We start from the raw sequence: 13202 nt of genomic DNA, 5'->3' as shown, positions 1-13202 counted from the left end.
GAGGATATGCCGCGAAAGCTCCTTGACACGCCTGTTCCTTGACAACATGATCATTTGTCCGGGAAGGCGACTGGCAGGGAGACTTTCCGGTCTTACCTACCATACGTCAAGTCATCAGGTCCATGTTGTCTATCAAAGGGGAATTTACACAATAATTTGGACTTGACCGATAGCGCTCGTTCGGAGATTCTTTTTCCGGGCTCTCCATTCATGATTTCTCTATCCCCCTTAAACAAAGACAATCCATCGACGTAATGGTTATACGTATTTAGTATACAAGAAGTTTCCATCTTTAACTATCTGTTACTGTAGAATAACAAACTTTTGGAAAAGCAGGAAAATGAGCATGTTTCAAGAAAAATTATAGGATCGAAGCCATTGGAGAACGTGAATGATAAACCACTACGCTTATATTGTTCGTTCGCTGCGAAACCATCGCCCTTGCCAAGGCATTTGGTTTATACTGCAGCTCCTTCATCTTTAATACTTTTTTCACGCGTCTCTGGACTTGCAACCCCTTTTCCCGAAATGATGCGCGAAACCGTCGACTTCGAAACACCAGCCCTCAACGCGATGTCTTTAATGGTGTAGCCCACTAAAGTTAGCCTCTATACCGTTTGGTCCGGTTCGTTTTCAAAGCCTCATTCCAAGATGGATATTATACATGCATTCATTTGTCAAATCATTTGCAACTTCGTCATGAAAAAAGGCACGAATCAAATCCGTGCCTTCCGCCGTAACGAATCTATTTTTTTTAAAACAGCGTCCATATCCGCGCTGGCTGTTTCTGTTTCCCATCGATGGCGTCATCGGATATAAACAAAAAAGCCGGGCGGTCATTTTGCCTATGCCGCATGGTTTAATGAAACAATCCGCTTTTTTTCGCTTTCGCATGCAGCGAATGCATGTATTTGTTCAACGGTTCTTTCAGAAGCGTACCTAATAAGAGAGCCAGGACGGCAAACATCATGAGACGAACCGCATCGTTTTTCACTTTTCCCCACACAATGCCGCCGACTGCTTCGCGCATCAAATCAATCGCATACGTAAACGGCAAAAACAGGTTGATGTTTTGGAAAAATTCCGGAATAAGCTGAACCGGATACGTCCCCCCTGCTCCGGCGATTTGAAAAACGAGCAGGACGATGGCCAGCGCCTTGCCGACGTCGCTGAATACTGATACGAGCGTAAAGACAATGACAATAAACACAAAGCTGCATAACAGCCCAAAGAGGATGAACCAGCCGGAGTCATGAATATAAATATTCTTTAAAAGAAATACATCTCCTAACGTGACAATAAGCGCCTGAATACTGCTGCATGTCCAAAACGTCAGCAGCCGGCCAAAATAAATTTCTCTGCTGGTATACCCTTCTGCCTCATAAGGTTCGGTAGAAAGTAACGACACTAACAGCAGACAGCCCACCCATATGGACAAGACGGTATAAAACGGGTTCATCCCCGATCCATAGTTCGGAAGCGGAAACAATCTATGCGTATTTAAGTCGACGGGATGGGCCAAAAATTCACCTTTTGCTCTTGGATCATTTTTTAATAAACGAATGATGTCGTAGATGTTTGTCTCTTTTTTCAATTTTACAAGAAAGGAAGCGATATCGTTGACTTTCCGCGCAAGAAACGGATACTGATCGCTTGCCGTCTGCAACATTTCTTCCCCCTGCTTGAGACCGCTGCCGGCGTGCTGAAGAAACCGCTCTAATTCCAGAATGGTGTTGGCGATGTCCGCGAGTATGCTGCGGGCGTCTTGAAGCGTCTGATTCGTTTCGTTCATTTTTTCTTTCATGAGTGGTGCGATATGTTGCTCGTATTCATTCATCACCCGATCGACTTGCTTTACCGCAGCTGCCGCCCGCTCATTTAGGTCGGTGAGAAGATGGTTGCCTAGCTGCGCCCCGTTTTCACTTTGCTCGTACGCTAACTTGGCAAGGCGTTGTGCTTCTCTTAAATTGGATTTTATGCCTGTCAGACGGCCGGACAATTGTTCCATATTGGCGGAAGCCGTGCGAGAGAAAGCTCGCTTTTCGATCATGTTATTGAATATGCGAAGCTGTGTTTGCGCTTCATCTGCCATTTGTTCCCCAGCTGCGGCCATGCTCTGGACGTCGGAAAGCCATTGCCGCTGCTGGGCAAGGGAAAGGTTTTCTTGCAGCTTGTTAGTTACGGCATAGATGGACATGGCGATTTGCTGCAGCGTACGCAAATTTTCCGTGATTTGCGGCGTCAATGTCTTTGCTTTTGCTTCCGCTTTCGTGAAAAACTGATTCATTTCATCAAGAAACGCAATGCCGCTGTTGACGATCCGTTTCGCTTCGGGAAGCGTTTTTTCCGCTTTATTGACAAGCCGTTCCGCCTCTTTCGCGTCGGACATCGATTGGTTTAACAGCCGCTTGATTTCCGGCAGCTTCGTCTGCAGCTGAAAAATCAGGGTCTCAAAATGGCGAATATCTGGCAGCTGTTGTTCTAATGCCACCCCCGCTTCATGAAAGATAGAAAACAAAACGCTGTTGACAACAGCGACAAATTGATCGCTTACTTGCTCGGTGATGGTGCTTGCTCCTTTGGATGTGATTCTCGGCGCAATCGCGTTCTTTTTGTCATTTTCATAGTAATGAATGACGGCCTGCTCCGGCCTATCTTGCACAATGGTAGCCAATTTTTCTGAAAAATCGCTTGGAATGACGATCGTCGCAAAATAATCGCCATTGCGGACGTTTTTCATTCCTTCTTGTTTGCCAACAAATTTCCAGCCTAAGTCATGATTGTTTCGTAGCGCCCTAACAATTTCTTTTCCGGCGTTAAACGCATGTCCTTGAATTTTTGCCCCTTTGTCTTCATTGACAATTCCTACTTTAATGTTTCTCGTGTTGGCATACGGATCAATAGAAGCTTCGATATTCACCCACGCATAAAGCGATGGCAGAAGAAGCAATCCGCCTACCAATACCGCCGCTACCCAGTTTGTTGCTATTTGCTTCATATCGTGAACATAAAGATTCCATATCTTTTTCACGAACCTCAACTTCCCTTTAGTGTGATTAAACTGCTTTTGTTAGTATAAACCAATGAAAAAAAAACTAAACATAAGCGGCGGATTGGAAACGAGCACAGTATGTTTACAAAAAACTGCTGGCTAACCAGCAGATGATGTATAAAATTTTGTGTAAAGCATTTTACTAGACCAAAAGAAAAAAGGTAGGGTATTCTCTGATTGGACGAAAAACATTCCAGAGAAAGGAGAACCCTACCTATGTCTAAAAGTATACCGAATGTCGACTGGGCAAATCAACTGGAAAGTGTCATTCGTCAGTTTGTAAAGGAAAAATTAGAACTGATCATGCGGGAAGAAATCAAGAATTTCCTCGAAATAGAACAGGCCGGAACATCAAATATGAGAAACGGCTACTATCAACGAAATCTAGATACGCAATATGGTCGGATTGAAGGTCTTTTGGTCCCTAGAGACCGAAACGGAGAATTTCAAACCCAATTGTTCGCTCCTTACCAACGCCACACCGGCTGGCTGGAGGAAGCCATCATCAGGATGTATCAAAGTGGCATGAGTACGCGTGAAATTGGCAAGTTTATTGAACGAATTTTAGGCAATGCCTATTCTCCAGCGACGATCAGCCGTATTACCGATGTCGTGAAAGAAGACATCGAGAAATGGCACACTCGTCCACTGCACAAGCGTTATTCCGTCTTATATTTGGATGGTTTATACGTAAAACTTCGTCACGAAACCGTGGAGAAAGAAGCCGTTTATGTGGTGTTAGGGGTGAACGAAGAAGGATATCGCGAAATTCTTGATTTCTTTGTGGGAGGACAAGAAAGCACCTATGTATGGCAGGAGATTCTTCAACAACTATACAACAGAGGCGTAAAGGAAGTGCTTCTGGGCGTATTTGATGGACTACCGGGGCTGGAGGAAGCCTTTAAGTCGGTGTATCCGAAAGCCGATGTGCAGCGCTGTGTCGTGCACAAAGTCCGCAACACCCTCAGCCGTGTTCGGAAAAAAGACCAATTCGAAGTGGCCGAGGATCTCAAGCTGATTTATCGCGCGCCGAATAAGGAGATGGCGTTACAAATGTTTCAACAGTTTGAGTCGAAATGGTCCAGCAAATATCCAAGAGAAGTTCAATCTTGGGCCAATGAGTTGGATGTCCTCCTTACATTTATGGATGATCCAAGCAGTATTCGAAGTGTGATTTACACGACGAATGTCATCGAACGAACGATCAAAGAGATTCGGAAACGTCTAAAGCCGATGAACAGTTTGAGCAGTTTAGAAGCCGCGGAAAAAGTCGTGTATTTGACCATCCAAGATTTTAATGAGAAATGGGCAGGGCGAAAGTTAAGAGGATTTGCCGAAGCGCAGGAAGCCCTCGAGCGAATGTTTGAAGAACGTTATCATTAACCAAATACTGTAAATAAACAAAATAGGGGGATTCTCCCTTTCCACACAGGAGACTGAATATTCAGTCTCCTGTGTGGAGAAAATCAGTCCCCTATCAATTCAAATCCATTTCAGAGAAACCCTACCCCATTTACATTACACAAAATTCTTGACGGTACCTGACGAAATTTAAAATTTGAAGTGCTCATTTTTTAAAAGTTGTGGAACGATTTCTTGGTTAACTAACGGGGCAGGTTTGTTGAAGATGGAATACTCTAAAAATTATTATCAACAATAGTCATTAACATAGCCTAAATAAAAAAGAAGGACGGTTAAATCATATGAACTCTTGTCCCCATACGACAAACACCTCCACAAATCGAATGGAGTTATACATTCGATTCAGGAGGTGTTTTCTTTTGGATTACTTCATTCTGCTAGGCGTTTTTTTATAAAATGATAAATTATAGGGTCATTACTTTGAAAATACTTATTAAGGCATGATATAAAAAATCAACAAAATTATAATATTGATAGGGAGACTAATTAACAAAAACAATCCTATATAATTTTTAGGACTAGGACCTTTTTTTGTTATAGCAAAATACTCAACACCCAAATTACTGATTGTAATTAATAAAACAAAGATGGCATAAAGCAAAACTTTTTCCTTAAACATGCTTGTGAAAAGGGGAGAAAAGATAATTAGAAAAGTGAGTTGCTGAAAAGTGCCTCGAGAAAAAATATCTACCTTTCCACCCAGAAATGCTTTAAAGTCACTTTTGCTCATATTATCCCCCTTACTATCGTAAGCAACCAGCAGCAGCACTAGCCCCTAACCATACCGCGGCAACACCAGTTCCTATTGCCCAACCAGCTGGACCACTTATTCCAGCAAGAGTCATAAGACCAGTAAACGCAGTAGTATGCGCGAAACCTGCAATGGATGCTGCTCCACAACCGCTGATTTTTTGTATCGATACTATATTATTATTTTGTGTATTTACTTCTTCTAAAATACTTTCTTTTAAGTTTTCACCTTCAGCACTATTTATAACTTTCTCAACTTTCGCACACAGTAATATTTAAGCATTGCTTGATATAATTAGGTATAGTAACCAACCATTTATTCATTTGATTTTTAAAGATGTCCATGTTTAAAGAAACCTTGGATTCCGCCAAAGTTTGGAAAAGGTCAATAAGCGATTGAAGGGCAGTAATAAAATCTATGTCTTTTACATCTTCGCAAAGGATGTAAAAAAGGTTGCCAATCGTCTTAGGATCCTCCTCTTTTCGCATTTGCCAGGCAATGAGAATATATCGTGTAAAAACAATGGTTGTATGGCTAATTAACATGTCGTATGAACGACCCTGGAATTCTTTCCCTAAATTTAAAAAGGATTTATTGCATTTGAAGAAGACTTCAATGTCCCAACGCATGCCGTAAATACGAATGATCTCTTCATTTTCTAATGTTGTATCTGTGCTGAGAATAGCAAGCCATTCGCTCCGTTTATTACGGTTTCGTACAAATAGAATTTTTACTGGAATTCCATTGTCTAAAGTAGCATAAACGGATCCGAGAATGTCTTTTTTACCCATGTGCGTTTTTGCCAATTTGTAAAGTTGATTCAGTGTGAAACGTTCACCATTGTAAACGTATCGCTGCTTTAATTGCTTCACCATGCCAATGACAAATAACCCTTTGTTCGTAATCTTCTCAATTAAAGGCGCTTGTGTAAACCAGGAATCCATGAGAACATAGTCAGCTATAATCCCTTTTTCAAGCGCATGATCAAGTAAAGCTGAAGCCACGTCCGGTTTTGATTTCAGAGCTTCCTGGCGACGCTTATAGCCAGATGTTCGTTTATCAATATTGGTATTGATTTCTTGCAGGCGATTTTCCTTTTTCGGTGAACTTAGAAGAGCAAAATCAATAGGAATAAAAGTAAAACTATCGGTCCAGCCAAGGGTAAGCATTTGAAACCCTTTCAAGTACTGATGCGTAGAGTGATCAAAAACCTTAGCCAACAGTTCAACCGACTTACTACGGTTTCGTGAAAAGACAGAATCATCAATCACAAAAGCTGTGACACGATCTTTTGAAGTTAATGGTTGAAGCAGACGGATCATTTCACTGCTTAATGAAAGCAGAAACTTTCTCCAATGATAGGTTGGTGTATTTAAAAAGCGATAGACTGTATCCTTTCCGGGCAGATCCTGAGATCGTTTACTCATAAAAGCACGAAACCAGTTCTTATATTGGAAGACTAAAAGAAAAATCAGTTTGAAAACAGTAAGACAAGAATACCCGGAAAGTTTCGTAATATTCGCTTTTCTTATATGATATCCAATATTTAATTCGGAAAATCCTTGTTTAATTTCTTTTGGTAATTGCGCAAAGTAGTCTTTATTCGTTATCATAGTGGTGACACCTTTCTTTTGGATTTGGTTTCGTCACCAATATTTTACCAAAAGAATAGGTGTCTTTCTTTATGTTTTAAAAAATGTCAAATGATAATTTTGTACTTCCAAAACCCATTTACATCAAGCATTTAAACAAGATTTTGGACTGCGAAAGTTGAGTTACTTAAATGTTTTTAATATCACAAGTTTCTTCTGAGCAATTGCCTATTGGTACAATTTTTCTTGTGCTTGCTATATAATTATAAACATAATGACCGAATCCGAAATAACTTGATAATTTAATTGGAATGTAAAAGATGGTCAGCAAGGGAATTCTAGCGATGATTGAAGCAATTGCATCAATTCCAGTTGCAATCTTTCCATTATTAATATTTATACAATGCATTTCTTTTTCTAATTTCTGTATGGGAATGTTTATTATTCTTGAATCATCACGTATGGTTTGGAATTCAATAAGACGTAACCAATTAAGACGTTGTATATTTTCTTTCATACTCACACAGAGAGGACACCAACTATCATAAAGGACAATAATTTTAGACATAATTAATTCACCTTATTTCATATTTTGTATTCATTTAAAAATAGACTCTAATTAAAGTGAAAAACGTTAAAAGCACAATGATTCCAATTAATATCCATGAAGACCAGTCACCCAGATATTCCATTAGAAAAGGGAAAATTATTATAATAATCCCAAGAGTAATCGAATATATTCCCATCACTCTTGCTAATTTATTCTTATCTCCTTTATATTGTTTTTCATCATACCCGGCAATTAATTTCAATTTCTTTTTTCTCCAAATAAGCCAACCAACAAGAATGAATAATAAACCAGTAATAATACAAATAACAATAGCAGTAGAGAAATCTGTATTTAAGGACATATTTCCACCTCCGTAATAAATGGACATTTTTGGAATGATTTTTCCGAATGTTTAATTATAAACTCAACTTTCGCACACAGAAATATGAAGACAGTCCTTGATATAACGAGGTAAAGAAGTAATCCAATTGGACATTTGACACTGAAAAATGTCCATACTCAAATAAACCTTAGCTTCAGCCAAAGTTTGGAAAAGAGAAATCAATTGTAGTAAAGCCGTTTTAAAGTCCATCTCCTTTACTTCGTCACATAGAAACAAGAATAAGTTGCCCATGGTCTTCGGATCCTCTTCTTTCCGAAGTTGCCAAGCAATCAAGATATACCGAGTGAAGACAATGGTAGTATGGCTAATCATCATGTCATAGGAACGACCTTGAAACTCTTTGGCTAAATGTAAAAACGATTTACTGAATTTAAAAAAGGTTTCGATGTCCCAACGCATCCCATAGATTCGAACGATTTCTTCATTAGACAGCGTGGTATCTGTACTCAAAATTGCCAGCCATTCACTTTGGTTGTTTCGATTCCGCACAAACACAATTTTCACTGGTAAACCCGTATGAAGGGTTGCGTGAATCGAGCCGAGTGTTTCTTTTTTGCCAATGTCTCGTTTCGCTTTTCGATACAGTTGTTCCAAGGTTAAACGTTCTCCGTTGAAAAGATACCGTTGTTTCAGCTGTTTGACCATGCCAATGACAAAAAGGCCTTTGGAGTGAATCTTCTCCACCAACGGGGCATGAGTAAACCATGTATCCATGAGCACATAATCAGCGAAAATTCCTTTATCCAATGCATGTTCTACTAATTTCAACACCATGTTTGGTTTTGCTTCCAATGCCTCGAGCCGTCGTTTGTAGCCTGTGGTTCGTTTATCAATGGACGAATGGATTCCGTTCAAGCGATTCTTTTGGTTCGCTGAACTCAAAAGAGCGAAATCGATAGGTACAAATGTAAAGCCATCGGACCATCCGAGCGTTAATAGTTGAAAACCATTGACAAACTGACGAGTTGAATAATCGAATACTTTAGCTAGAAGCTCAACCGATTTACTACGGTTACGAGAATAAATCGAATCGTCTACAATAAACACGGTAACACGGCGCTTCGAAATCGTTTGTTTCACACGACGAATCACTTCGGAGCTCAGAGACAGTAAAAAGGTTCTCCAGTTATACGTAGACGAGTTCAAAAAACGATAAATGGTATCTTTTCCTGGTAAATCGGCAGCCTTTTTGCTTTGTAAGGCGTGGTACCAGTTTCTGTATTGAAAAACAAGAAGAAATAATAGTTGAAAAATCGATAAACAAGAATAACCACAAGCCTTGATAATTCCAGCTTTTCTTAAATGTTTACCAATTTGTAATTCAGAAAATCCGTCTTTTATTTCTTTTGGTAATTGCGCAAAATACTCTTTTTTCGTTATCATAATGGTGACACCTTTCTTTCTTTGGTTTTTGGTTTGGTCACCAATAGTTTACCAAAAGAAAGAGGTGTCTTTTTGGTTTTTAGACGAATTTTTTCAGTGTCAAGTGAATATGAGATACCCAAAGAAACCTATCAAATCAAGGATTATTCATAAATTTTTCACTGCGAAAGTTGAGTAACTTTGTTAAATTTTTTAATGACACTAACTACCTCTTTGTATGATGGCGCATTATTTATTAAATTTAGCTGTTCCTTTATAACTCTTTCTTATTTGTAATAACAATCTTATTTTTCTTCTCATCGAATTTAGTATATGCAATCACAATATTAGTTATTTCTGAATTAATTTCTGAATGATCCGGAATATCATTGGAAGTTACAGCTTCGGATTTCAGTGGAGCGAGTAATGTACTAAATACCAATACTAAACTAGAAATAATTACAAACATAGATAATCTTAATTGGTTATTTGTTTTAGTTAACATAGATAATTCCTCTTTTTTATATAGAATTTAATCTACATTTTTTATTATAAAAGTAAAAAATTATAAAAAAAGGGTTGAATTACATTTGTTGGAGAGTTACCATATTCTATTACCAGGATATGGATAAATTGAGATAAACCTTGCCGTCTCTGGATCGTAATACCGCTCACCATTGAATGCGTGCCTGGTATTTTAACAGCTAAAGATGGACAGATATTTTCGGTTATTCAAGAAGAATTTGATAACATCGGGTATACAATACTATCTGGTAATGATCCTGAACATAAGAACAATATTATTGATTTTTCTGACTATGGAGTTTTCCAAAGAAGAAAAAGGGTAGTATTATTTGGTTTTAAGAAAGAACTCAATTATACTTACCCAGATTTTTCTCGCTTCACAGAATACTGGAATGAAGAAAAAATACAAGGAATGTTATTGGTGATTTACCTTCGCTATCTCCTGGAGAGGGAGAAGATTTAAAGTTAATAGAGTATCCATTACAAAACAATAGTGAACTTTCTGAGTATCAGAAAAAAATGCGAGAAAATAGTATGGGGATTATGAATCATAAAGCACGAGCTGTTCGAGATCATGATCGAATGATTTATAGGATAGCTATAGAATACTCGAATCAAGGCATTCAATTAAAATATAACGAGTTACCTAATGATTTAAAAACTCATCAAAATGAGGAATCGTTTTTAGACCGATTTAAAGTGCATAATTGGAATGAGATCCCTCATACTATTGTAGCTCATATTGCTAAAGATGGACATTATAATATTCATCCGGATATTAAGCAAGCACGCTCGTTGACTGTACGTGAAGCTGCAAGAATTCAAGGTTTTCCCGATAATTACAAATTTGAGGGACCTAGAACAGCACAATTTGTACAAGTAGGGAATGCTGTTCCTCCTATTATGTCAAGGGTAATTGCTAAAGCAGTTAAACATTTACTAACGTCACACTAAAAAGCTAGTAGAATATTAAATTTTTCCCATGGTGTCAGTTGAACTCTATTGTGCAACTAGCACAAGGACAACAGGTGTGTAAGCTAGTAAATGCCGTTTCAAAACCTTCGATGCTGTTTACACGGATCGATGTGATGTGAAACTGATCTACAAGTACAGAAAAAGTTGTTTCGACGTATCTTAAATGTTTGAAATAAGTATGGAGGCTGGGACAAAACTAGCTTCAAAATAGGAAAAAGGAGAATTTGAGCCAACTCAAATTCTCCTTTTTCCATTTCTCTCCATTATTTTTGGTCAGTTGATCTTTGTTGGCCGTGTATTTCCGTAAATTCACGGCCATTAAGGCAATGCCCATTTCATTTTCCACTTTCGATTTTCCTCGAACGGAAAATCGAGTGAAACGCAAATTAGCCTTCAAGAATCCAAAAACTGGTTCTACGTCTATTTTACGTTGACGGAAAATAGAACCTGCTTTTTCTTCTGAAAGCTTCGCTCTTACATATTCTTTTTGTTGTTCCCATTTTCATTCACCATGACCTTTCGGTGATTGCCTTCCTTTGCTTTTGTGCATGATGAACGAAATGGACATCCTGAACAGTTTTCACATTCATAGATTTTCAATTCTCGTTTGAAACCAGTCTTATCTGTACGTACAGAACGATAACGGAAGGTTACTCGCTGCTGATTTGGACAAATGTAGGTATCACTTTCTTCGTCGTACATCCAATTGTCTGGATGAAATGGATTTTGTTTATATTTCTTCTTTTGTTCTTTCTCATACATGGTATATGGAATGAGTGCCTCACATTTTCGATTCGAAAGGATGTCTTCATAGTTTTGTTCACTACCATAACCAGCATCTGCGACAATATATTTTGGCAATGGAAAATAATGCTTCTCAATCTCATTCAAGAACGGAATCAATGTACGTGTATCGGTAGGATTTGGAAAAATGCCATAAGCCAGTGCGTATTGACCTTCTGTTGCGATTTGTACGTTGTATCCAGCCTTCAATTGACCGTTTTTCATATAGTCGTCTTTCATTCGCATGAACGTCGCATCTAAGTCTGTTTTGGAATAACTATTCCGTTCACCCAAGATTTCGAAGTCTTTTTGATACTTTTGTTTACGTAAAATCAAGTCAATCAACTGTTTGTACACTCGCTTCGGATATTTCCGTTCGCTTCTTAATGCTTTTCGTTCTGTGGCATCGGGCGATGCTTCTATCTTTTGGTCATATTCCGTAATCACTTCATCGACTTGTTGCACCATTTGAGCGAGTTCTTCAACGGACAGTTCTCCCTCATTTTCCCGCTCCATTTCAGGGATGATTTCCTTCTCTAACAGTTCGTTGTAGAGCTGATTGGATTTTTCAATTAAGCTTTTGTTGTATTTTTCAATGGATTTTTTCCACACAAAAGTAAATCGGTTGGCATTCGCTTCAATCTTTGTACCGTCAATGAAAATTGCTTCTTGATCAATTAATTTTTCTTCCACCAGTTGGCAACGGAATTGGACAAAACATTGACGAATTAATTCTTTTACTTCCGGATGCACACGAAAACGATTGATCGTCCGATAACTTGGTTCATAGCCTTGTGCCAACCACATCATCCGAATACTGTCCTTTAAAAGGGCTTCAATTTTCCGACCTGAAAAGACTGATTGGGAATAAGCACACAAAATAATTTTTAGCATCATGCGTGGATGATAAGCAGGACAACCTGTATTTCGAAGAAACGGCTGAAAGGCTTCATCGGGGATACTTTCAACTAAATGGTGAATGTGGAAGGCAATATCATTTTCTTGTAATTTTATTTCTAAATCTAGAGGCAAAACTAATTGATTCATGTTATAATATTTGAACATAAGGACACTTCCTTTGATAAAATTTTTTGGGGTAGATACTTAAATTTTATCAGAAGATGTCCTTATTTTTATTGAAAAAATGAAGAACAGCCCATGAAATTTCATTCCAACATTTCATGGGCTGTTTCCATTTTAGAGGAGGGTTTTGTCCCAGCCTCATTTGTTCCTTTTTAATTTAAATTAGTTTAAATTAGGGGTGTGTATGAAAAAACTCTACTTTATAGCTACCTTGATTTTCACGTTATCCATTTGTCTTGGTTACTATGTTGATGCGCCTATTGTAAAAAACGGTAGGACAAGTTCATGAACTGCAAAATCAAATAACTATATCTGTTTTTTGGGATATTCTGGTTAATAATACAGTAGTGATGATTACTGCATTCATGGGTCTATTTTCATTTGGGTTACTAGCCTTCGCCACGCTTGTGTATAACGGGTTTATGTTTGGTCAGCTACTGAAATCTTTTATTGCAAGTCAAGCTTCTATCAGCGTTTTACTGGCAGGGACACTTCCGCATGCCCTAATAGAGTGGGCCGCATTTATTATAGCTGGAGCTTGGGGATTGCAGGGAATATTCTTACTAAATTATATAGACAACAGAAGTATGGCTCATCAATTTTTTCCTAAACTCATCAGTGATTTCAGCATATCTGTAGGCTTAGTTTGTATCGCAGCCATTATTGAGTATTTTGTTTCATTTAAACTACTAGGACTATGGTGA

At 38.4% G+C, this 13202-nt stretch carries 12 protein-coding genes and 2 pseudogenes; 4 read left to right on the top strand and 10 right to left on the bottom strand.

Annotation, left to right across the window (positions count from 1 at the left end; genetic code table 11):
- Positions 1-458 precede the first annotated feature (458 nt).
- Positions 459-596 (bottom strand): LacI family DNA-binding transcriptional regulator, encoded by a 138-nt coding sequence (locus NSS77_RS08360; RefSeq protein ID WP_233504918.1) that lies wholly within the window; start codon positions 594-596, stop codon positions 459-461.
- 263 nt (positions 597-859) lie between these two features.
- On the bottom strand, positions 860-3031 hold the full coding sequence (locus tag NSS77_RS08355; RefSeq protein WP_342471155.1) for a YhgE/Pip domain-containing protein: 2172 nt from the start codon (positions 3029-3031) through the stop codon (positions 860-862).
- A 237-nt stretch (positions 3032-3268) separates the two neighbouring features.
- Here NSS77_RS08355 and NSS77_RS08350 point away from each other — a divergent pair, with 237 nt between their 5' ends.
- Positions 3269-4435 (top strand): IS256 family transposase, encoded by a 1167-nt coding sequence (locus tag NSS77_RS08350; protein WP_342471154.1) that lies wholly within the window; start codon positions 3269-3271, stop codon positions 4433-4435.
- 472 nt (positions 4436-4907) lie between these two features.
- Here the strand turns inward: NSS77_RS08350 and NSS77_RS08345 are convergent, their stop codons facing one another.
- From NSS77_RS08345 to NSS77_RS08320, 6 genes are all read right to left on the bottom strand, one after another.
- Positions 4908-5204: a hypothetical protein gene (locus tag NSS77_RS08345; RefSeq protein ID WP_100664556.1), complete on the bottom strand. Its 297-nt coding sequence runs from the start codon at positions 5202-5204 to the stop codon at positions 4908-4910.
- Positions 5205-5476: 272 nt separating this feature from the next.
- Entirely contained in the window at positions 5477-6838 is a 1362-nt protein-coding gene (locus tag NSS77_RS08340) for a transposase (protein ID WP_342468410.1), read from the bottom strand.
- A 166-nt stretch (positions 6839-7004) separates the two neighbouring features.
- Positions 7005-7385 carry a DUF393 domain-containing protein gene (locus tag NSS77_RS08335; RefSeq protein WP_048623302.1) on the bottom strand — a complete coding sequence of 127 codons (381 nt, stop codon included), beginning with the start codon at positions 7383-7385 and terminating at the stop codon, positions 7005-7007.
- 34 nt (positions 7386-7419) lie between these two features.
- Positions 7420-7728 carry a DUF3784 domain-containing protein gene (locus NSS77_RS08330; protein ID WP_244878053.1) on the bottom strand — a complete coding sequence of 103 codons (309 nt, stop codon included), beginning with the start codon at positions 7726-7728 and terminating at the stop codon, positions 7420-7422.
- 63 nt (positions 7729-7791) lie between these two features.
- Positions 7792-9153, bottom strand: a complete 1362-nt coding sequence (locus NSS77_RS08325; RefSeq protein ID WP_342471153.1) for a transposase — start codon at positions 9151-9153, stop codon at positions 7792-7794.
- A 253-nt stretch (positions 9154-9406) separates the two neighbouring features.
- Complete coding sequence (locus tag NSS77_RS08320; RefSeq protein WP_342471152.1) at positions 9407-9637, bottom strand: hypothetical protein; 231 nt, start codon at positions 9635-9637, stop codon at positions 9407-9409.
- Between the two features lie 180 nt (positions 9638-9817).
- On the opposite strand from NSS77_RS08320, the gene NSS77_RS08315 reads away from it, so the two are divergent.
- Both NSS77_RS08315 and NSS77_RS08310 read left to right on the top strand, forming a co-directional pair.
- Positions 9818-10120, top strand: coding sequence for a DNA cytosine methyltransferase (locus NSS77_RS08315; RefSeq protein ID WP_342471151.1), 303 nt, complete (start codon positions 9818-9820; stop codon positions 10118-10120).
- Positions 10121-10200: 80 nt separating this feature from the next.
- On the top strand, positions 10201-10611 hold the full coding sequence (locus NSS77_RS08310) for a DNA cytosine methyltransferase (RefSeq protein ID WP_342471150.1): 411 nt from the start codon (positions 10201-10203) through the stop codon (positions 10609-10611).
- Between the two features lie 45 nt (positions 10612-10656).
- Here the strand turns inward: NSS77_RS08310 and NSS77_RS08305 are convergent.
- Positions 10657-10792, bottom strand: a pseudogene (locus NSS77_RS08305) (IS982 family transposase); the annotation flags it as partial.
- A gap of 42 nt (positions 10793-10834) precedes the next feature.
- Positions 10835-12480: pseudogene (locus tag NSS77_RS08300) on the bottom strand (IS1182 family transposase).
- 308 nt (positions 12481-12788) lie between these two features.
- Between NSS77_RS08300 and NSS77_RS08295 the strand changes: the two are divergent.
- Entirely contained in the window at positions 12789-13202 is a 414-nt protein-coding gene (locus NSS77_RS08295; protein ID WP_342471236.1) for a stage II sporulation protein M, read from the top strand.

The sequence above is a fragment of the Ureibacillus sp. FSL K6-3587 genome, assembly GCF_038593165.1.
Classification (GTDB): domain Bacteria; phylum Bacillota; class Bacilli; order Bacillales_A; family Planococcaceae; genus Ureibacillus; species Ureibacillus suwonensis.
Note: the sequence above shows the minus strand (reverse complement) of the source record. Positions and strands in the feature narration are given on the sequence as shown.